The sequence below is a fragment of the Exiguobacterium artemiae genome (assembly GCF_033342815.1).
Taxonomy (GTDB): domain Bacteria; phylum Bacillota; class Bacilli; order Exiguobacteriales; family Exiguobacteriaceae; genus Exiguobacterium_A; species Exiguobacterium_A artemiae_A.
In genome coordinates, this window is the sequence record NZ_JAWPEN010000021.1 from 1 (window position 1) to 17,165 (window position 17,165).

Consider the following 17,165-nt stretch of genomic DNA (forward strand, 5'->3'; position numbering starts at 1 on the left):
CTCCATAAAGTGTTTGACTTGCTCGTTTTTGTGACTAGATGTCACGTTGACGAAGCTTGCGCTTCATTCATTGTTTGTATCCGAAGATACGTTTTTTGCCTCATCGTTCAGTTTTCAAAGTTCGTCATCGTTTGTTTTGAAAATGGTGGGCCTAAGTGGACTCGAACCACCGACCTCACGCTTATCAGGCGTGCGCTCTAACCAGCTGAGCTATAGGCCCGTCAAAAGCAAACAAAATATGGTGCACCCTGAGAGATTCGAACTCCCGACCCCTTGATTCGTAGTCAAGTACTCTATCCAGCTGAGCTAAGGGTGCGATATGGTGCGGTCGAGAGGACTTGAACCTCCACAGTGTTGCCACCACTAGGCCCTCAACCTAGCGCGTCTACCATTCCGCCACGACCGCAAATATAAAATTAGGAATTAAAAATAAAATGGTGTGTCATGCAGGATTCGAACCTGCGACCCTCTGATTAAAAGTCAGATGCTCTACCAACTGAGCTAATGACACGAAAAACTGGGCTGGAAGGGATCGAACCTTCGCATGCTGGAATCAAAATCCAGTGCCTTACCACTTGGCCACAGCCCAAAAATGGCGGTCCTGACGGGATTCGAACCCGCGATCTCCTGCGTGACAGGCAGGCATGTTAACCGCTACACCACAGGACCACATTTTTGTGAAACTTAAGTATGAAATTAAAAATGGTGGAGGATGACGGGATCGAACCGCCGACCCTCTGCTTGTAAGGCAGATGCTCTCCCAGCTGAGCTAATCCTCCAAAATGGTGACCCGTACGGGAATCGAACCCGTGATACCGCCGTGAAAGGGCGGTGTCTTAACCGCTTGACCAACGGGCCATTTTAAAACAATAATTATTCTCAAGTAACAAATTCACATAAGAGGTCTGGCGGAGATGGAGGGATTCGAACCCTCGCACCAGTTTCCCGGCCTACACCCTTAGCAGGGGCGCCCCTTATAGCCACTTGGGTACATCTCCAAAGATAATGGCTCCGCAAGTAGGATTTGAACCTACGACCTACCGGTTAACAGCCGGTTGCTCTACCACTGAGCTATTGCGGAACGTGACGTTCGTTTCAGAACACTTTTCTATATTAGCAACTTTCTTTCTCTTCGTCAATGCTTTTTTAAAAAAGTTTTTAGTGACGAGAAGTTGTTTAGTTGCGGTCGTTTTGACGACTTCTATAATTTATCATGCTCCGAAATGAACGTCAACTACTTTTGTAAAAAATCTTTCCACGACATCTTCCGCAACGGTATCGCTCCGGATTCATCTTTCTTTTCCTTCTATACAATGTCCCGCATTTCTCACACTCATACAGATGATTCTTTTTTTCTATTTCTTCTAGACGCGGACTGTAGCGCAGCCCACCGTATCGTCGCAACCACTCTTTAAAATCCTGATCTTGATGCCGATGCCCCATTCCACGCAGGTGTAAATGATAGTGGCACAGTTCATGAATGACGATTCCACGGAAGATATTCAGGTCCGCCAAATGACTCCGATTGAAATCCAAATGATGATCGGTCAGAAAATAACGACCTCCTGTCGTCCGTAAGCGGTCGTTAAAAAGTGCAGTATGTCTAAACGGTAAAGCAAACACGTCGAGCGAGAGTTGCTCGACGTATTGCTGCAACTCTTCGTTCGTCATGACGGACTGACCATCGTCAGACCGATTCGTCCGCGCTCCGGTTCGATACTTGTCACCCAAACAGTCACGATATCGCCGACGGCAATGACATCGAGTGGATGTTTGACCCGTTTTTTACTGAGTTTCGAAATATGAACAAGACCACTTTCTTTCACACCGATATCTACGAAGGCACCGAAGTCGAGTACATTTCGGACCGTCCCCTGAAATTCCATCCCAACTTGAATCATATCAAGGGATAAAACATCCTGCCGCAGTAACGGCTTATCGAGTGCTTCCCGCGGATCACGTTCCGGGCGTTGCAATGCTTCGATAATATCCCGTAGTGTCGGTTCACCGACTTCAAGCAATCGAGCTGTGTCCGGTACGGATAACTCTCCGAGTCGAGTCCGTAAGCTGTCCGTTCCAACGCTTTGCAACGACAAATCCAGTTGCTTAAACAAGGATTCCACGGTTTTATACTGTTCCGGGTGAATCGGTGTCCGGTCAAGCGGATGACTGCCTTCCGGGATACGTAAGAAACCGGCTGCCTGTTCATATGCTTTCGCTCCTAAACGCGGAACTTTCAACAATTCTTTCCGGGATTCAAAGGCCCCGAGTTCCGAGCGGCGTTCGACAATCTTTTTAGCTGTCGCTTTCGTAATCCCGGCGACGTAACCGAGTAATGACTCCGAGGCCGTATTGACGTCAACACCGACCTGGTTTACAACCGTCTCGACGACGAAATCGAGCGTCTCTTTTAACTTCGCCTGTGTGACATCATGTTGGTACTGTCCGACACCAACGGATTGCGGGTCCACTTTGACAAGTTCCGCCAACGGATCCTGCAGACGCCGGGCGATCGAGATGGCGGACCGTTGCTCGACTTGTAAATCAGGAAACTCGGTGCGGGCAATTTCCGATGCTGAATAAATACTCGCTCCCGCCTCATCCACAATCGTAAAGGCAATTTGATCATGTCCTTTGATCCAATCGGCGACAAAAGATTCCGTCTCACGGGAAGCTGTCCCGTTTCCAATTGCAATTAATTCAATCCCGTACCGTTTTACCAGTTTTGTTAAGACTTGACGTGCCTCTTGTGCTTTTTGTTCCGACATCGTGAGATAAACGACGCCGACTTCCTTCATTTCCCCCGTTGGATCAATCACGGCCCACTTGCATCCCGTCCGGTAGGCAGGATCAAGACCTAACATGACTTTTCCTTTCATCGGCGGTTGCATGTAGAGTTGTCGTAAGTTTTTTCCGAACACTTCAATCGCCTGATTTTCCGCCTTGTCGGTCAACTCATTCCGAAGTTCCCGCTCGATCGCCGGGAAAACCGATTTTTTATATCCCGTTTGAACAGCTTCCTCGACCAAGCGGCGTTTTTGCTCTGGCAAGCGGCTGAACGGTCGTAATAAGTACGGTAAAACGTGTTGTTCTTCCAGAACGATTTTGACAGACACGATTTTTAATGACTCGGCACGATTAATTGCCAAAATCCGGTGTGGCACGATTTGCCGGATCCGTTCACTGTACTCGTAATACTGGGCAAAGACACGTTTTTCATCGACTGCGTCTTTTTTTAGTTTCGTGACGATATCCGCAAACCGGTAAGCCGTCTTTCGGATATGTTCGCGGACACTTGCCTGTTCGCCCCACTCTTCAGCAATGATGGCTTGTGCTCCCGCAACCGCTTCTCCTTCACCATGTGCCGCGACGTACTGATGAAATTGTTGTTCATCGTATGATTTCGGTGACCGCAAAAAGTCGGCGAATGGTGTCAATCCGGCTTCACGGGCAATCTCGGCTTTTGTTCTCCGTTTTGGACGAAACGGTAAGTACAGGTCTTCGATTTGCTGTAACGTCGTTGCTTCATTCAAACTTTGTTTCAAATCAGGCGTCAAGACACCTTGTTCTTCGATTTTCCGCAGAACATCTTCCCGCTTCGTTTCCAGTTGTGTGATGCTTTTATGGCGGTCGAGGATCGCTTTGATTTCGACCTCATCGAGTTCACCCGTTTGCTCTTTACGGTATCTCGCGATAAACGGAATCGTTCCCCCGTCTTCCGTCAATTGTAAGACAGCTTTGACTTGCGCCGGTCTGATGTTCAATTCTGTTGCGATTCTCTTCTCCATTTTCCTCACCTCTGTTTCATTATACCGAAGAATCAACAGGACACAAAAAAAAGACCGATGCTTTTGCATCAGTCTTTCGAAAATACTTCGTTCGGTTCTACTTTGATCGCTTCCCGCAATTTCTGCAACGCACGCCGCTGAAGACGCGACACATGCATTTGCGAAATACCAAGAAGTTCTCCTGTTTCCTTTTGACTCATGTTCCGGTAGTACGCACATTCTAAAATCGAACGTTCGCGGTCCGTCAAAACAGCAAATGCTTTTTCAAGAATCAGCTTTTGATCCACCGAATCATATCCGTTTTCCTGGTTACCGACGAGATCCAGTAACGTGACCGTACTACCTTCCTGATCTGCTTCAATTGAACTATCAACAGATAAGGCCTGATAACTTTTACCCATCTCAAGTGTTTCAAGAACTTCCTCTTCCGATACTTCCAACCGAGCGGCAATTTCATCGATACGCGGTGAACGTTGCAGTTCTGTTGTCAGTTCTTCGACGGCTTTCTTGATTTTCGGTCCGAGTTCCTTGATTCGACGCGGGACGTGAACGCTCCATGTCTTATCACGGATAAACCGCTTGATTTCACCGATGATGGTCGGAACGGCAAAGGATTCAAAACTCCGGCCAAATTCTTTATCAAAACGACGGAGGGCGGCAAGCAAACCAATCATCCCGACTTGAACGAGGTCATCATGAATCGGACGGCCGCGTGAGAACTTACGTGCAAGCGCCTCAACGAGGTCGGAATACCGAGCAAGTAAAGCAGCATGAACTTCTTCATCTTGATCATCTTGTTGATACAGGTCAATTAGACGAAGGACTTCATCATCACTGTGATGGCGTTGTTGAGACTTTGCTGGCACTTTGACCCACCTCATCTCTATTCATATATTTTGTCATATGGACAGTGACGCCGTTTGCTTTCTCGATCGTGACTTGATCCATGAGTGCTTCGATCATTAAGATCCCTAGTCCCCCCTCGTGCAGAGAGTCTAAATCATGAGATTCCGTAATTGGTTCACTTTGACGCTTCACGCTGTCTTTATCAAAAGTCACACCATTGTCTTTTACAATGATTTCAAGACGATCGTCCGGATAGACGTTACACGTTAAAGCCATTGATCCGTCCTGTTCTCCTTCGTATGCATGTTGAACTGCATTCGCACATGCTTCAGAGACCGCAATTTTGATGTCTTCGATATCGTCGTACGTGTAACCCATCCGATTCGCGACACCTGAAACTGTCAATCGAGCAATCGCAACGTATTCCGGTTTTGCCGGAAGTGTCATTTCAAGTTGTTCGTTCTTCATTGTGTCCCACCTCGTACACCACTATCGATTGTAATGATGCTTGAAAGACCTGTGATTTCGAACAAACGGCGGATCCGTTCAGAAACGCCGACCAGTGTAAACGATGTGCCGTTTTTCTTTGATGCTTTAAGTGCCCCGACAAATACACCAAGGCCTGTTGAATCCATATAATGAATTTCGTCCAGGTGTACGACAACATCATTTGTTTCGACTGCGGGTACAAGTTCCTGACGAAGTTTTGGTGCTGTATACGTATCAATCTCTCCTGCGATATAGAGATGCGTCTGACCATCTAATTGTTCTGTTTTGATTGTTAAATCCATCTTCAAGTTCCTCCTCAAGGAAAATCTGCTATGTGTTTTTTCTCTCTGTATCTCTATCATTTGTCATCTTAAATAAAAGGTCACCCTGAAGTAATTCCCGCATTTGAATATCTTTAAACCAAAATTTAAAAAAATGTTCAAAAAAAGTCGTATACAGATGTATCGACTCTTCTCGCTGTTATATGTAAGTGCCTAAAAATCAATCAAGCCTAGGCTGATCGCGACGGCACTATTTACTTTCATCATCGTGTCTGGATCTAGGTGCGTGACTTTATCCGTTAGACGGCGTTTGTCAATTGTACGGACCTGCTCAAGTAGGATGACCGAATCACGTTCTAATCCGTGTCGCTCTCGATATACTTCCACATGGGTCGGTAGTTTGGCTTTGTCGATCTGTGCCGTGATCGCAGCCACGATTACAGTTGGGCTGAATCGGTTACCAATATCATTTTGTAGGACAAGGACAGGACGAACGCCTCCTTGTTCCGATCCGACCACAGGTGACAAATTTGCATAAAACACGTCGCCACGTTTGACTATCAAAGCTTACACCCCGCTTACTTGACGTAGGAGCGAGAACTCCGCCTCCGTTTCAATCTGGAACATTTCGCCAACGATTGATAAATTGATCGCTGCCATTTCTTCGTAACCACGTTTCAATTCCTCACGTAGCTGACGCTTGCGTTCTTCGGTCGTATGGTTCGACTTCATCCCAATCGTCTCCTTCGCTACATTTCGTTCAACAAATTGCTTTTCCCGTTGTTGGACCAAGATAATGGCACCTCCAGATTCACTGAAACCTTAACGAACGACTCACTTCCACTTCAATATATCAGTCAAATTCAGAAAATACAATCAAAATTCAAACAAATAACATTTTTTTACCATCATATTGATGTCTTTTCAAAAACTAGACGCGCGGAACTCGCTTCGAAAACTGACACAGTACTTCGTAATTGATCGTCCCCAGCCAGTGAGCCGCTTCATCGATCGGTACCCCTTGTCCGATCAACGTGACTTCCGTTCCAACCGGATAATCGCGCGGCAGGCGGATCATCAACCGGTCCATACAGACCCGACCAACGATTTCACACGGATAACCGTCGACAAGTAATGAATACCCCTGGAACTTGCGGGACCAGCCGTCGGCGTATCCGATCGGAACCGTGCCGATCCACTCATCTGTCGGCGCCGTATACGTCGCGCCGTAACTGATCGTTTGACCGGGTTCAACCTGCTTGACCTGCATCAGACGACTTTTCAGCGTGAACGCCGGTCGTAAGAATTCGTAATATGGAATCATTTCGTCTGACGGCATCGCCCCGTATAAGGCAATCCCGATCCGGACGACATTAAACGGGTCTTGCCCGATTAAACGGATGGCGCCCGCTGAGTTGGCCGCATGGATGTACCGAATATCCGGCACACGTTCGACGAAACGCAGGAAAACGGTCTGTTGTTCTTCAAACAACCGGCTTGTCAGTTCATCCGCTGTCGCGAAATGCGTATAGATTCCTTCGAGTTCCATTACATCCGAATCCAGCTCTTGTAAGACGGCGTCCAACTCTTCCGGTGTCTGCAGTCCCAGGCGTCCCATTCCGCTGTCGACCTTGATGTGAAGTCGTAAATGATCGACATCCGTTAAATGTTGTTTTGCTTCCCGCAACCAGTCGGCTGAAAATACCGGCACAGCGACGTCGTAGTTCGAGGCGATTGGTGCATGTTCCGCCAAAAGCGTTTCAAGCATTAAAATCGGTGCCTGAATTCCGGCTTCCCGTAATTCGATGGCTTCTTCAAGCAAGGCAACGGCCAATAAATCTGCCCCGTTGGCTAAAGCAATTTCCGCGACCGTCACGGCACCATGCCCGTATCCGTCCGCCTTCACGACCGCCATCATCGTTTGATGACCGATCCGGGTCTTGATTTCCCGTACATTGTGCGCGATGGCTTCGCGGTCAATTTCTATCCAAGTTGGTCGATACATCTGAACTCCTCTTTTCTAATAAGACTTGCGCAGCCACATAATGGTCGGAATGGGTAATGGAAAGGTGAATCGTCCCTTCAAACGGACCGGTCATGACCGGTCGCCCCGATGCTTCGTTCAACACTTCGAGATCCAGCCAGGATACTTCGGCACCGATGCCGGTCCCGAATGCTTTGACAAACGCTTCCTTTGCCGCGAATCTTCCTGCGAGATACTCCAGTTGCCGCTTATCAGACAACGTGTAAAAACGATTCTGTTCTTCTGCCGTTAACACCCGTTTAACGATTCGCGGCTGACGCTCGAGCGTCTGTCGGATTTGTTCCAGTTCTACGAGATCGAGTCCTATTCCGAAAATCATTCTTGACGCCTCCACAGTTCTATTCTTCGCCATCTTCATATAGAATGAAGATGAAGCGAGGTGTTGTCATGTTTAGTCGAACGGAAAACTTACAAACGTTCACACGTTCTTATCCGGTCGTTTCGTTGTTCATTTTAATCCAAGTTGCCCTGTTTGTCATCGAACAGTTAAACGCCTTTTTCAACTTTGGCTTTTCGCCGCTCAATTACGGGGCAGCCATCAACCTGTTCATCGGGAACGGGGAATGGTGGCGTGTCGTAACCGCGACATTCCTGCATTATGATTTTTGGCATATCGCCTTCAACACGTTCGCCTTAATCATTTTCGCACCTGCCTTGGAACGGATGATCGGTCACGCGAAGTTTGCTTCCTTCTATCTTTTAGTCGGAACGCTCGCCAACGTCTTGACGTATTTTACGAAAATCAATGAACCGTTTTACGGTCAAGCGGGGGCTTCGGGCGCGATTTTAGGACTGCTTGGTTTTTACGTCTATCTCGGTCGGTTCAAACGGACTGTCATCTCAGCTGATGACGCGCGTCTCGTGTATATCTTCAGTGCCATCACCGCGATCTTCACGTTGCTCGGATCAAACGTGTCCGTCTTTGGACATCTGTACGGGTTTGTGCTCGGATTCCTCGCCGGATTCATCTTCGGAAAAGGAACAGTGCCGTTTACACGTCCGTTCAATACCGGAAGACGTCCTGCATCAGGCGGTCACATCATTCATACGAGCGGTTCCGGACAACTCGGACGGATCGTCTTTTATGTCATCGTCGCCTTCGCCGTGTTCGGTCTGCTGGCCCGGTTCATTTGAAACACAATCCAAAAAGGAGCCCGTCTGAATTTCAGAATTCAGACGGGCTCCTTTTTATATTTCCTTATTTACGTAATGATTCCGCAAGATCTTTAATATCATCGATCAAGTTGTGGATCGTTTCCTGGTTATCTGTATATAAGGCACGAAGTTCTTCAAAACGGCCTTTCGGATCCTGTTTGACGGCTGAAAGTTGTGTCCCCGCTCCGCCGAATGTGCGTTTAAACGCAGCCAGTTGCGATTGACGTGTATCTTTATGAAGCATTGATAAAGTCGCACCTACAAGTGCTCCACCAAGCGTTGCTGCTAAAAAGTAATTCTTCTTCATCTGTTTTTCCCCCTAGACTAATTTAACTGTGATTACAGCGGTTGTAAAAGCTGATACCGTTTCATGACCGGGGAAGGCGAAAACGACTTCCCTGCCTCTTCAGCATACTGGTCGACGGTCAGTCGTTCAACTGATTTCGCATAACGCGAAGCATCCCCGTCATTGTTGAACTGAATCAACAGGACCAAATCCGTTCCCCGTTCGACACGGGCAATCCGGACGGCTTGAAAACTGTCGTATTCGGCTCCCAGTACTTTCGGATCCGACATGACATGGTGAACAAATAGATCACCGCTGTTCTGATCTGCCGGAATCGACCAATAAAATAGACTGCCTTGTTCATCAAAATTACCCCGTGTTTCGAGCAACGTATACGTGTTGCCGCTTTGGAACGGTGACTTCCCTTCTGTTTCGATAAACAAAAGAGCTTCCCCGCTTCCGCTTGCCGCCCGGATTTGAGGATCACGCGATCGAATTTGATCAACAAAACTGCCGCTACCGAATGTTATGGAAAGTTTAGATGGCATCACAGGCCTCCGCGAGTTCGAAGTCTTTGCTAGTCAGACCGCCTGAATCGTGGGTCGTCGCAGCAAGCGTAACGTTCTTATAGTCAATGATGATTCTCGGATGATGGTTGAGATGTTCCGCTATCGAACCAACCTCCTGTACAAAATCAAGTGCTGCCGGGAATGAATCCAGTGTATAGACACGGACGATTTCGTCATCGACGACACGCCATTCTGCCAATCCTTCTAGACGTTCTTCCACTTCGTACTCATTCAACCTTTTCATGCCATTTTCCTCCTCCACCATTATTTTCGTCCTATACCTTATACCCTACTTTTCCGGTTTCTTATACCTCCAACGGATGGATTTCTTCCTTTTGTCTTCCGGCACAGATAGAGTACAATGTGAAGGAGAACACTATCTCCCAAAAAAGAAAGGGGCAGACGCTCATGCGTGCGCTAATCGTGATTGACTATACGGTTGATTTTGTAGCCGATGAAGGAAAGTTGACGTGCGGAAAACCAGGACAGGCCATTGAAGGACGCATCGCTTCACTGATGGATGAGTTCTCATCTGAGGATTACGTCGTCATCGCAAACGATATCCATGAAGAAGGAGACACGTTCCATCCGGAAACCGTCCTCTTCCCACCCCACAACATCCGGGGCACGCACGGCCGGGATCTTTTTGGACAAGTAGCCGAAATGGCACGTGTCGCAGATCATGTCATCGATAAAACACGTTACAGTGCTTTTGCCGGGACGGATCTTGATTTACGGTTACGCGAACGTTCGATTCAGGAAGTCCATCTCGTCGGAGTCTGCACGGACATCTGTGTCCTGCATACAGCAGTCGATGCCTACAATCTGGGATATAAAATCGTCGTCCATGCCGACGCCGTCGCAAGTTTCAATGCGGCTGGTCACGACTGGGCACTTACACATTTCAAACAATCGATCGGCGCAGATGTCGTCGGCGAATAAGAAGGGATCTGTCTTCATGTTACAACGTAATCTTGCACTTCATACTGACCTTTATCTGCCGCGGTGGATGTATATTTATTGGAAAGAAGGACGGCACAATGAACGGGCTGTCTTTGATGTCTATTACCGTTCAAACCCGTTCGAAGGCGGCTATGTCGTATTCGCCGGACTTGAAAATATCATCGAATACGTCCAGACCCTTCGTTTTACGGAAGAAGACATTACGTATCTCCAAAAAATGATTGATTTCCCGGACGAGTTCAAAGATGAATTACGAAACTTTAAATTTTCCGGTTCCATCTCAAGCGTCAAAGAAGGTGAAATCGTTTTCCCGAACGAACCGCTCGTGCGAATCGAAGCCCGGATTTTCGAAGCCAAACTACTGCAGACTGCGATTTTGAATATCGCCAATCATGAGTCCTTGATTGCTACGAAATATGCGCGGATCCGTCAATCGGCACCGGGAGCAAAATTCCTCGAAGCCGGCGCACGTCGTGCCCAGGGCATTGATGCTGCCTACTTCGGAACCCGTGCGTCGTACTTGGCCGGATTTGATGTCACAAGTCTTGCTTCTGCCGGACGTGACTTCGGTATTCCGTGCGGCGGAACGATGGAGCATGCCGACATTCAATTCCATGATGATGAATTGACGGCGTTCCGGACATTTGCCGCATATTATCCTGATCAAGCGACGTTGCTCGTCGATACGTATGACACGTTAAAAAGCGGACTTCCGAATGCCATTACCGTTGCGAAGGAACTCGAAGCAAAAGGACATAAATTGCGCGGTATCCGGATTGACTCCGGTGATTTATCGTACTTATCAAAACGGGCGCGGACAATGCTCGACGAAGCCGGTTTCCCGGATGTCGACATCGTCTTATCCGGTGATCTTGATGAGTACGTCATTCAAGATTTACGGATTCAAGGGGCACAGGCGAATACCTTCCTCGTCGGAACACGCGGGATCACAGCGTACGAACAGCCGGCACTCGGTATGGTCTACAAGCTGGTCGCACGTGAAGTCGACGGCGAACTCATTCCGGTCATTAAAGTCTCTTCCTCAAAAGCGAAGACGACGACACCGCACATCAAAGAAGTGTACCGGATTGTCGACCGCGTCACGAATAAGTTCAAAGGGGATTACGTGACGTTACTCGATGAGGATCCGACTGACCTTGAGGCAATCGATTTAATCGACGTCCGCGATCCGTCCTTCCGAAACCGCATCGAGAACTTTAACGTCGAACGGTTGCTGACACCGATTTTTGTTGAGGGTGAGCTGGTATATACCGTTCCGACCATTGAAGAAAGCCGTCATTTCCACGAGCAGCAAATCGGTCGTCTCTGGGAGGAATACAAACGTCTCCGTCTGCCGGAAGTCTACGCGATCACATTCAGCGATCGTCTCTGGAAACTGAAGCTTGATATGATTCGTGATACACGGACTGCCAGCGGTCTTAAATAAACAGACAAAAACAGCCTACTTCAGCTGAAGTGGGCTGTTTCATTTGGTGCAGCTGTCATTTGGATTGCCGCTTGTTCCATTTGTTGACGAAAGTACCAAGCGAAACCAAGCGCACCTCCGATAAAGACGATATACGTAATCCGCTGACCGAACTCTGCCAAGGAATCCGCATAAAAAATACTGATTAAGTGGTCGCTTCCACTGATGAGAAGCAAACAGGCAATCAGGAGCGCTATACGATAAGCAAGTGTCGGACGATCGGCTGGTTCAGCATGCCAATACGAGATGACGTTATGGGCAAGTAAGATGATGCCAATGATTCCTAATACTCCTATCAGTGCTTGCGGCATAATGAACGGTCCTCCTGTTTCTAATTTCTACTTCCATTTAAACATAGTTCACTAAAAAATCCTTGCTAAAACTTTCCCACCGTTTGCCCGGTCACGGTATACTGAAGAAAATCTGTTGTTCATTCAACAAGGAGGCGTTTTCTTGAAAACCTTTAAATTGTGCACCTTACGAATTCTCATGGATGAATCCGGTCGGGATACGACGATTCCCGTCACGATTAAAGACGGACTGACCGTCAGCACGGATCAGACGGCACAGTGGGTCGCTGAAATTGTCGTCCTTGAAAACGATCAACCGATCATCGACGAGTTATTTACTAAAAATCTGCGGGCCCTGATTGAAATCACGATTTCCCGCCCGGATAACGATCCTGCCGCAATGATTGTGACACCGCTGGAATCGACGCCCTTGAACGAAGGTGTCTCCTATCTGTTCAAAGGAAAGATGGTCATGATGAAAAATGACTTGTCGGAGTCCATCTTACGCGAAGTCGTTGAGGATCACTTTACCGGCGAAGCATTGATTCAAGAGTACAAAGACCGCCGTTCGAAACGCGGTGCCCATATTACGAGTATCGCGAAAGAAACGTTTAAACAGTATCTGCAGGAAAACCCGCCTGTTTCTTAAGGACGTTTCGTCTTGTCCACGATATGATCCGCGACATTGATCCGGTCGATTTCGTACCGGTCAGAGAAACGAATATAGTTGGCACACGCATTCTTAAGCGGTGTCCGGTAGCTGAAGCTTTCATCAATCGAGGATAACGCCGCTTTGATCGTATGCGAATGACAGACGATCAACAGGCGTTGTCCTCGATATTTTTCTGTCAGTTCTTCAATGGCCGAGAATACCCGCTGTTGAATTTCCTGCTCGGTTTCAAGCCCCGGTACCCGAACGGTATCGTTCGCTTGGACCGCCTCATAAATTCCGGCGACAGGCTGACCTGATGCCAGACCAAATTCCCGTTCGACCAGCCGGTCATCCGTCTCCGCCACGTTCAGTCCGACGGAACGTCCGATGATTTCTGCCGTCTCGACTGCCCGCGATAAAGGGCTTGAAATCAAGACGTCCCATCGTTCTTCCGCCAGATACGCAGCACTCATTTCAGCCTGCCACCGCCCGGTTTCATTCAGTGGAATATCCTCCCGTCCTTGAATCCGTTCGTTTAAATTCCAATCTGTCTGACCATGACGCACTAAACAAATTTCTGTCATTTCACTGTCTCCTTCAAAAGAAATATGACTGATTGTATCATGTTTTCTTTTTTAGTGAAGGGTCTCCCGGGGCGGTAACGCCAGGACTTGACAGCTGAACGCTTCAATCCGTTCCAGCAAACGCTCGATTTTGAGCGGGTTTTCCGTCTGAGCAAAACTCGCCAGTGAATGTGTGCCGTTCGGGAAGGAAAACAGTCGGACATCCGCTCCGACATCCGCTCCTTTTTCGACGAAATGCAATGCTTGCGTAAACGGGACAATCGGATCTTTTTTCCCGTGCAGCAACATGATCGGCGGCGAGTCCGCTCGTAAGTGCGTCACCGGCGAGACCCGTGTCATGAGTTCCCGCCATTCTTCCCTGCCGCCACCGTAAAATTTAATATGGGCAATCCAGGTTTGAATAAACTTGAACAGCAGGAAATTCGTCGGAGGATACAAGGCAATGACACCGCTGATCAACGGCAGGCGTTCCATTTTTTGTTCGCCGACGAATTCCGTCGGAGCGAGTGCCGTTGTCAGCATCAAGGCGGCTCCGGCTGAATCTCCCCACAATACCATCCGTCCGCGCATGATTTGTAAATCATCCGCCTCTTGATTCAAGAAACAGAGTGCGTCCCGTACGTCTTCCAGATTATCCGGAAAATAGCTGCCGTCTTCGAATAAGCGGTAATCGATGCTGCAAACTGCGATGCCAAGCTCGAGGAAACGTTCCATGATTGGTGTAAAACAAAAGACATCATCCCGGTTTCCCCTGACGAAGGCTCCCCCATGCGCATAAATCGCGACCGGGAAAGGACCGTCCCCTGGAGGATAGTATAAATCCAGCTTCAATTCTTGGGTATGGACGGTTTTATACACAACCGTCCGCGGCGCGAGTTGGACTTCCGACAGCGGAAGGGCCGGTTCTGTCCATCTTAATAAGGCACCGTAGTTGTTCCAAATGCTTGCTCCGGCCGCAGCCGTCGTCAAAATGGCCGCGCCTCCCATTAGCCAAGCGGTTTCCCGTTTCACCTCATCACCTCCGAAATTCCCTCTCGATTTCTAATCTTATTAGTCTTTTACCCGATTTATTTAGAAGTCGAACGTCTTCCCTGACTGGTACTTGACGCTTGGTTTCGGATTCGTTATAGTGAAAAGGTTCAAATCGGAATAATTACGTTTTAATATTTTTTTGGAGGGTTTATTCATATGAGAAAATTACTTTCAGCTTTCACGGTCGCCTTTGCAGGAGCTGCTTTTCTTGCTGGCTGCGGTTCTTCCGAATCCACTCAGGATGCGGCCGACCAAAAGCTCCGTGTCTATACATCAACGTTCGCCACTGCAGCAATCGCCAAGGAAATCGGCGGCACGGACATCGACGTCCAGATGATTGTACCTCCGGGGGCCGATCCGCATTCGTACGAACCGACGTCCAAACAACTAACTGAAATCGCACAAGGTGATCTGTTCCTCTTGACCGGAACGACACTTGAGCCGTACTCAAAAAAAATCAAAGCCAGTCTTAAAGGTAACGATGTTCGTTTCGTTGAGACGAGTAAAGGCATCGATCTGCTCGAAGCGAATGCCACACTTCATGAGCATGAAGGACATGCTGACGAACATGCAGCAGAAGAACATGATCATGGCAAATTCGACCCGCATGTCTGGCTCGATCCGAACAATGCCAAAGTGATGGCCCAGTCGATTACGACGGCCCTCGCAAAAGAAGTTCCGGACAAAAAGGCTGCTTTCGAAAAAAACCTGACGACATTCAATACACAAGCAGATAAGCTCGATCAAAACCTGCAACAGGCTGTTGAGCAGGGATCTAAAAAAGAATTGCTTGTCACACATGCGGCTTACGGATATTTAGCCGAACGGTATGGCTTCTCGCAGTTACCGATTGCCGGTATCTCTCCATCCGACGAGCCTTCGCAAAAGCAACTGGCAGCAATCGTCAAGGAAGCTAAGCTCCACGACTTGAAGTATATCGCTTTCGAAGAGACGGTCTCACCGAAAGTCGCACGCGTCATCCAACAGGAAATCGGGGCGGAGGCGATTACGATCCACAATCTCGAATCCGTCACGAAAGCGCAGCAAAAGGCATCGTATTTTGATTTGATGAATGAAAATGTCACGACACTCAAGCAAGCACTGCAGTGAAGCAGTGTTGACATGCAGTAAAAGATACGTTACGGTAGAAAACGTATTTCAGACAATTAAATGACTTCTTTTTATCGCGAGAGACGGAGGGACTGGCCCGATGATGTTTCGGCAGCGGACGATTAAATCGTACTGTGCCAAATCCAGCAAGCTTCGGCTTGAGAGATAAGAAGAGCGTCTTTTTCAGTAAAGACCTCCTTCTTTCTTGCGAAGGAGTCTTTTTTTGTACTTTTAGAAAAGGAGTGGTTTGATGAACGAGACGATTACACCGAACAAATGGGCACTTCTACCGTTACTTGTCTTTTTAGTTCTTTTTATCGGTGCCGGTATTTTTTACGATGACTTTTACAAATTCCCGATTCTGATTGCAGCTTTGATTGCCTTGATTTTTGCGGCGGTCACAACGAAGGGCGGCATCAACCAGACCGTGGAACGGGTTGCAGCAGGTGCCGGAAATCCGGACATCATGATTATGGTCTTTATCTTCTTACTTGCCGGTGCCTTTTCCGGAACGGCCGATGCAATCGGCGCGATCGAAGCAACCGTCAATGCGTCATTAACATTTTTACCTCCGTCCCTCCTGATGAGCGGACTGTTCATCATCGCGGCCTTCATCTCGATGGCGATGGGGACTTCCACCGGTACGATTGCGGCACTCGCTCCGATTGCCCTTGGAATCCATGAAGCAACCGGTGTCAATGTTGCGATTGCGGCCGCCGCTGTCGTTGGTGGCGCAATGTTCGGCGACAATTTGTCGTTCATTTCCGATACGACGATTGCAGCCGTCCGGACACAAAAAACCAACATGCGCGACAAATTCAGAACCAACTTCCTGATTGTTTTGCCGGCAGCTATTCTGACTATCATCATCCTGGCTTTTGTTTCAAGCACAGGAAATGTTGTAGAAGCAAAAGCGTTTGAATTTTATAAACTGATTCCGTATCTGTCCGTCATCGTACTCGCCTTGTTTGGCGTCAACGTGATCCTCGTTCTCGTCGGTGGTACATTGCTGACAGGGATCATCGGGATGCTTGACGGCAGTTTCGGCTTAAGCGGTTTTGTCCTATCGATGTCTGACGGCTTGATGGGAATGGCGGAAATCTCGATTTTGACATTACTGATGGGTGGTCTCGTCAGTCTGATCACCTTTAACGGCGGGATCGCTTATCTGAAAGAAACGCTGACGCAAAAAATCTCGCAACGCCGCGGCGCGGAATTCAGTATGGCGGCACTCGTCAGTGCGACGAATCTCGCAACAGCAAACAATACGATTTCAATTCTCGTCGCCGGACCGCTTGCTGCAGAAATCGCGGATACGTATGACATTGACCGGAAAAAGTCAGCCAGTATCCTTGATATCTTCTCTTGCGGTATCCAAGGCATCATTCCGTACGGCGCCCAGCTGCTGATTGCAGCGGAATTAACGAAAACGGCTTCCCCGGAACTGATTCCTTATCTGTTTTATCCGTTCCTGCTTTTCGTATGCGGATCTCTTGCGATTCTTTTTGGCTTCCCGCGTCGGAAAACATCGGACGCACGACAAAAAAATGTTTCATAACAAACAGACCCGTCGCAACAGCAACGGGTCTT

At 48.2% G+C, this 17,165-nt stretch carries 21 protein-coding genes, 10 tRNA genes and 1 riboswitch; of the genes, 6 read left to right on the top strand and 25 right to left on the bottom strand.

The genetic code is table 11. The features are described 5' to 3' along the window. Positions 1 to 143 precede the first annotated feature (143 nt). From R7V76_RS14995 to acpS, 19 genes are all read right to left on the bottom strand, one after another. Positions 144 to 220: transfer RNA gene (locus tag R7V76_RS14995), tRNA-Ile, on the bottom strand. 19 nt (positions 221 to 239) lie between these two features. Further along, positions 240 to 316 (bottom strand) — tRNA-Arg (locus R7V76_RS15000). A gap of 4 nt (positions 317 to 320) precedes the next feature. Then, positions 321 to 406, bottom strand: a tRNA-Leu gene (locus R7V76_RS15005). 29 nt (positions 407 to 435) lie between these two features. Next, positions 436 to 511: transfer RNA gene (locus tag R7V76_RS15010), tRNA-Lys, on the bottom strand. A 6-nt stretch (positions 512 to 517) separates the two neighbouring features. After that, positions 518 to 589, bottom strand: a tRNA-Gln gene (locus R7V76_RS15015). 4 nt (positions 590 to 593) lie between these two features. Beyond that, positions 594 to 669: transfer RNA gene (locus tag R7V76_RS15020), tRNA-Asp, on the bottom strand. A gap of 34 nt (positions 670 to 703) precedes the next feature. Next, positions 704 to 779 (bottom strand) — tRNA-Val (locus tag R7V76_RS15025). Between the two features lie 4 nt (positions 780 to 783). Beyond that, a tRNA-Glu gene (locus R7V76_RS15030) sits at positions 784 to 858 on the bottom strand. Between the two features lie 48 nt (positions 859 to 906). After that, positions 907 to 998, bottom strand: a tRNA-Ser gene (locus R7V76_RS15035). An 8-nt stretch (positions 999 to 1,006) separates the two neighbouring features. Then, positions 1,007 to 1,081, bottom strand: a tRNA-Asn gene (locus tag R7V76_RS15040). A gap of 149 nt (positions 1,082 to 1,230) precedes the next feature. After that, on the bottom strand, positions 1,231 to 1,671 hold the full coding sequence (locus R7V76_RS15045) for a SprT family protein (RefSeq protein ID WP_318094012.1): 441 nt from the start codon (positions 1,669 to 1,671) through the stop codon (positions 1,231 to 1,233). After that, positions 1,668 to 3,788, bottom strand: a complete 2,121-nt coding sequence (locus R7V76_RS15050; protein WP_318094014.1) for a Tex family protein — start codon at positions 3,786 to 3,788, stop codon at positions 1,668 to 1,670. Before R7V76_RS15050 ends, R7V76_RS15045 begins: the two co-directional genes overlap by 4 nt. Before the next feature lie 68 nt (positions 3,789 to 3,856). Continuing rightward, positions 3,857 to 4,654 (bottom strand): RNA polymerase sigma factor SigB, encoded by a 798-nt coding sequence (sigB, locus tag R7V76_RS15055; RefSeq protein ID WP_012371666.1) that lies wholly within the window; start codon positions 4,652 to 4,654, stop codon positions 3,857 to 3,859. After that, a complete protein-coding gene (gene rsbW, locus R7V76_RS15060) occupies positions 4,620 to 5,102 on the bottom strand; it encodes an anti-sigma B factor RsbW (RefSeq protein WP_012371667.1) in 483 nt (160 codons plus the stop codon). Before rsbW ends, sigB begins: the two co-directional genes overlap by 35 nt. Next, positions 5,099 to 5,425, bottom strand: coding sequence for an STAS domain-containing protein (locus R7V76_RS15065; protein ID WP_012371668.1), 327 nt, complete (start codon positions 5,423 to 5,425; stop codon positions 5,099 to 5,101). Before R7V76_RS15065 ends, rsbW begins: the two co-directional genes overlap by 4 nt. A gap of 192 nt (positions 5,426 to 5,617) precedes the next feature. Further along, positions 5,618 to 5,968: a type II toxin-antitoxin system PemK/MazF family toxin gene (locus R7V76_RS15070; RefSeq protein ID WP_014971520.1), complete on the bottom strand. Its 351-nt coding sequence runs from the start codon at positions 5,966 to 5,968 to the stop codon at positions 5,618 to 5,620. A gap of 3 nt (positions 5,969 to 5,971) precedes the next feature. Next, entirely contained in the window at positions 5,972 to 6,196 is a 225-nt protein-coding gene (locus R7V76_RS15075; RefSeq protein ID WP_012371670.1) for a hypothetical protein, read from the bottom strand. A 139-nt stretch (positions 6,197 to 6,335) separates the two neighbouring features. Beyond that, positions 6,336 to 7,409 carry an alanine racemase gene (gene alr, locus R7V76_RS15080; RefSeq protein ID WP_318094020.1) on the bottom strand — a complete coding sequence of 358 codons (1,074 nt, stop codon included), beginning with the start codon at positions 7,407 to 7,409 and terminating at the stop codon, positions 6,336 to 6,338. Then, complete coding sequence (gene acpS / locus R7V76_RS15085; RefSeq protein ID WP_290828232.1) at positions 7,381 to 7,767, bottom strand: holo-ACP synthase; 387 nt, start codon at positions 7,765 to 7,767, stop codon at positions 7,381 to 7,383. The genes alr and acpS overlap by 29 nt, the downstream gene beginning before the upstream one ends. Positions 7,768 to 7,835: 68 nt before the next feature. Here acpS and R7V76_RS15090 point away from each other — a divergent pair, with 68 nt between their 5' ends. Next, positions 7,836 to 8,582, top strand: a complete 747-nt coding sequence (locus R7V76_RS15090; protein ID WP_318094024.1) for a rhomboid family intramembrane serine protease — start codon at positions 7,836 to 7,838, stop codon at positions 8,580 to 8,582. A 64-nt stretch (positions 8,583 to 8,646) separates the two neighbouring features. Here the strand turns inward: R7V76_RS15090 and R7V76_RS15095 are convergent, their stop codons facing one another. The 3 genes from R7V76_RS15095 to R7V76_RS15105 are packed head-to-tail and all read right to left on the bottom strand — an operon-like array spanning position 8,647 to position 9,702. Next, entirely contained in the window at positions 8,647 to 8,910 is a 264-nt protein-coding gene (locus tag R7V76_RS15095; RefSeq protein ID WP_290828228.1) for a hypothetical protein, read from the bottom strand. Between the two features lie 32 nt (positions 8,911 to 8,942). Next, positions 8,943 to 9,437 carry a hypothetical protein gene (locus R7V76_RS15100; protein WP_012371675.1) on the bottom strand — a complete coding sequence of 165 codons (495 nt, stop codon included), beginning with the start codon at positions 9,435 to 9,437 and terminating at the stop codon, positions 8,943 to 8,945. Continuing rightward, positions 9,427 to 9,702, bottom strand: coding sequence for a 4a-hydroxytetrahydrobiopterin dehydratase (locus R7V76_RS15105; protein ID WP_026827240.1), 276 nt, complete (start codon positions 9,700 to 9,702; stop codon positions 9,427 to 9,429). Before R7V76_RS15105 ends, R7V76_RS15100 begins: the two co-directional genes overlap by 11 nt. Before the next feature lie 164 nt (positions 9,703 to 9,866). Between R7V76_RS15105 and R7V76_RS15110 the strand changes: the two genes are divergently transcribed. Together R7V76_RS15110 and R7V76_RS15115 are read left to right on the top strand one after the other, a co-directional pair. Beyond that, a complete protein-coding gene (locus R7V76_RS15110; protein ID WP_114596590.1) occupies positions 9,867 to 10,400 on the top strand; it encodes a cysteine hydrolase family protein in 534 nt (177 codons plus the stop codon). A gap of 16 nt (positions 10,401 to 10,416) precedes the next feature. Beyond that, positions 10,417 to 11,868, top strand: coding sequence for a nicotinate phosphoribosyltransferase (locus R7V76_RS15115; RefSeq protein WP_012371678.1), 1,452 nt, complete (start codon positions 10,417 to 10,419; stop codon positions 11,866 to 11,868). Positions 11,869 to 11,888: 20 nt separating this feature from the next. Here the strand turns inward: R7V76_RS15115 and R7V76_RS15120 are convergent, their stop codons facing one another. Then, positions 11,889 to 12,218 (bottom strand): hypothetical protein, encoded by a 330-nt coding sequence (locus R7V76_RS15120; RefSeq protein ID WP_318094029.1) that lies wholly within the window; start codon positions 12,216 to 12,218, stop codon positions 11,889 to 11,891. Positions 12,219 to 12,360: 142 nt separating this feature from the next. Between R7V76_RS15120 and R7V76_RS15125 the strand changes: the two genes are divergently transcribed. Continuing rightward, on the top strand, positions 12,361 to 12,846 hold the full coding sequence (locus R7V76_RS15125) for a YwpF family protein (RefSeq protein ID WP_318094031.1): 486 nt from the start codon (positions 12,361 to 12,363) through the stop codon (positions 12,844 to 12,846). On the opposite strand, the gene R7V76_RS15130 is transcribed toward R7V76_RS15125, so the two are convergent. Further along, the gene (locus R7V76_RS15130; RefSeq protein ID WP_318094033.1) at positions 12,843 to 13,433 is read right to left on the bottom strand and encodes a histidine phosphatase family protein; all 591 of its coding nucleotides are present in this window, start codon (positions 13,431 to 13,433) and stop codon (positions 12,843 to 12,845) included. The genes R7V76_RS15125 and R7V76_RS15130 overlap by 4 nt on opposite strands. Positions 13,434 to 13,484: 51 nt before the next feature. Next, positions 13,485 to 14,444 (bottom strand): alpha/beta hydrolase, encoded by a 960-nt coding sequence (locus R7V76_RS15135; RefSeq protein WP_012371682.1) that lies wholly within the window; start codon positions 14,442 to 14,444, stop codon positions 13,485 to 13,487. A gap of 177 nt (positions 14,445 to 14,621) precedes the next feature. Here R7V76_RS15135 and R7V76_RS15140 point away from each other — a divergent pair, with 177 nt between their 5' ends. Both R7V76_RS15140 and R7V76_RS15145 read left to right on the top strand, forming a co-directional pair. Next, complete coding sequence (locus R7V76_RS15140; protein WP_318094036.1) at positions 14,622 to 15,575, top strand: metal ABC transporter solute-binding protein, Zn/Mn family; 954 nt, start codon at positions 14,622 to 14,624, stop codon at positions 15,573 to 15,575. 68 nt (positions 15,576 to 15,643) lie between these two features. Further along, positions 15,644 to 15,747, top strand: a riboswitch (SAM riboswitch). 78 nt (positions 15,748 to 15,825) lie between these two features. Next, positions 15,826 to 17,133, top strand: coding sequence for a Na+/H+ antiporter NhaC family protein (locus R7V76_RS15145; protein ID WP_318094038.1), 1,308 nt, complete (start codon positions 15,826 to 15,828; stop codon positions 17,131 to 17,133). Positions 17,134 to 17,165: the final 32 nt, after the last annotated feature.